The following is a 698-nucleotide window of genomic DNA, read 5'->3' on the forward strand; positions in this document are numbered from 1 at the left end:
TTTGGAATCGCGCTTGTATTAAACTCTGTTTAAGTACTAATTTTTTATTATAGTTAAACTTTATAGTAGAGTAGATATTTTGATAAATCGGAGATCTATGAAATTTAACGGGTGGCTAGTGCGGCTGATAGTTTTGGTTGCTAGTGTTAATATTCCAATATTCGCTCAGCTTACCAATGTTTATCGCTTGACATTAGTCAATGAAACACCACGGAAAATTCACTTTCACATGGAGCAAAAGCAATGCACACGCTATATCACTCCTGTTAATTTGGTTATTAAACCAAGCACGCCTTTAGTCATACATTGGATTACCAGTGCGGTGAACTGTGTGGGTCGGTTCGCTATTATTAAGTTGAAGGTCGAGCGTGAATCGATGGATGATGTTTATTTAACGCTCGATGTAGGGCTTTACGGTAAAGGTGAAATTGGAGTTGTTTCTGGTGGAGTGCCTATTCGTTGTGTAATGACATCCTATATTGAGGATGAGGAAATTTATGATTTCAAATGCAGTTTAAGATGATTTTTAATAGTAATTTTGATAAAAATGTAAATTTTGTTTTAATTTTTTTAAAAGTTACTGTCTCTTAGTTTTTGTTTTTATTAGGCGATAGGTAAGTCTATCGATAGTTATTGCTGTTCTTTGCTTATATTTTGTTGTAAGCTTTTTCTTTACTGATGGCAAGCAAGGCTCGCTT

At 34.4% G+C, this 698-nt stretch carries 1 protein-coding gene; it reads left to right on the forward strand.

All coding sequences use genetic code 11. The features are described 5' to 3' along the window. Window positions 1–118 precede the first annotated feature (118 nt). A complete protein-coding gene (locus tag BGC07_RS13500; protein ID WP_139121700.1) occupies window positions 119–523 on the forward strand; it encodes a hypothetical protein in 405 nt (134 codons plus the stop codon). Window positions 524–698: the final 175 nt, after the last annotated feature.

It is taken from the genome of Piscirickettsia litoralis, assembly GCF_001720395.1.
Classification (GTDB): domain Bacteria; phylum Pseudomonadota; class Gammaproteobacteria; order Piscirickettsiales; family Piscirickettsiaceae; genus Piscirickettsia; species Piscirickettsia litoralis.